The sequence below is a fragment of the Aquimarina megaterium XH134 genome, from assembly GCF_000520975.1.
GTDB lineage: Bacteria > Bacteroidota > Bacteroidia > Flavobacteriales > Flavobacteriaceae > Aquimarina > Aquimarina megaterium.
The window spans coordinates 1-739 of the sequence record NZ_JACB01000132.1 but is presented as its reverse complement, the minus strand read 5'-3'; the positions used below and the strand labels follow the sequence as shown (position 1 = coordinate 739).

The 739-nt window shown below is 31.7% G+C and carries 1 protein-coding gene; it reads right to left on the bottom strand.

Annotation, left to right across the window (positions count from 1 at the left end; translation table 11 throughout):
- Positions 1 to 217 precede the first annotated feature (217 nt).
- Positions 218 to 517, bottom strand: coding sequence for a MazG-like family protein (locus Z053_RS0127410; protein ID WP_025668163.1), 300 nt, complete (start codon positions 515 to 517; stop codon positions 218 to 220).
- Between the last annotated feature and the right edge of the window lie 222 nt (positions 518 to 739).

Here is a 739-nt window from a genome sequence, read left to right as displayed (position 1 = left end):
CGTCTAACTTTTCTTCAAAAGTCTTATTCCAATACCTATTCCTAAAATAATTTTCATTTTTCTTTATTCAACTTGTAGCTAACGGCCTTTTGTATGAGTAGTAGTGGATTTTTACTCACAAACCTTTCGGTTTAGAACAGACCTTTGTTTTATGTTTACACTTTTTGTTTTATCATTTAAACCGCTATTAGGTATACACTATGTTGCGGTGTGATATTTATCTTTTTTGTATCTCGTCTATTTTATTGATCGTTACATGTATTAAATCAATATCCATTTTAGTACTCATCTTTATAAGATAGATAAGTATGTCTGCCATTTCTTTACCTATCTCATTTTTATTCTTACTTAGAGCCTTCTGACCTCTAAATCTAATTGTGTCATCCCACTGAAAATGCTCCAGTAATTCAGCACTCTCAAGCATTATAGATTTTGCTAAATCTCCTGGTTGTCCATCTGACCAACCTTTATTTTCATCCATTTGGATGATTTTACCTTTTAAATCTTCAAATGTCATTTATTTAATCTTAATTTTTCGTAGTGGTAGGAATGCACCATAACAACCCTATAACGGCAATTGTTATTATATCCCTCGTAATCGATATGAACATGTACAAATCTAAGTGATTTTTGATCAATTCAGAATAACTAACTATAGACTCTTGTCTTAAGACCCGGGAAAGAGGTTTACATAGGGCGTGTTGTTACCAAAAACTGCTACTTTATTAACTCTTGTCAT